This window comes from Vibrio sp. Y176 (genome assembly GCF_033438945.1).
In genome coordinates, this window is record NZ_JAWOQS010000947.1 from 1 (window position 1) to 563 (window position 563).

Genomic DNA, 563 nt, shown 5'->3' on the forward strand with positions numbered 1-563 from the left:
GAAAACCGGAATTCGGATCTCTTTAGGAACATAGTTACGGATCAGTGAAACCGTTACGTTAGACCCCACTAGTACCAGTAATGTGGCAATACCAAGACCCAGCGCGTTGGTGATCGTCGATGAAACGGCGAGTAGAGGACATAAACCGAGCAGCTGAACCAATGCTGGGTTGTTGCTCCACATACCGTTCTTCATCAATTGTTTGTTTTCGCTCATTGATTGTCTCCTGCGCAGTTTAGTGGCTGGCTGAGAATCTCATCACGAGATTGATTTACGTAGTTTACGGTGTTTCTGACTGCTTTGACGACAGCTCGAGGCGTAATGGTAGCGCCAGTAAACTGATCAAAGTCTCCACCATCTTTACGAACTTTCCAAGAATTCCAATTATCTTCGGTGACTTGCTTACCCGTGAAGCCAAGAATCCAACTGGTAACGCGAAGATCTATTTTATCGCCTAGCCCCGGTGTTTCTTGATGGCTAAGTACGCGCGTACCTAAAATCTTACCTTGATTATCGATACCTGTGATGACTTTGATTTCACCGTTATAGCCATCTGGTGCAAT

2 protein-coding genes are annotated in these 563 nt (G+C 45.5%); both read right to left on the bottom strand.

The annotated features are described in order from the left end of the window. Positions 1 to 216, bottom strand: a 216-nt coding sequence (locus R7O13_RS29570) for an Rnf-Nqr domain containing protein (protein WP_318305552.1), incomplete at its 3' end; no start/stop codon positions are given. Beyond that, on the bottom strand, positions 213 to 563 hold a 351-nt coding region (gene rsxG, locus R7O13_RS29575; protein WP_318305553.1), incomplete at its 5' end, for an electron transport complex subunit RsxG. The genes rsxG and R7O13_RS29570, both read right to left, overlap by 4 nt.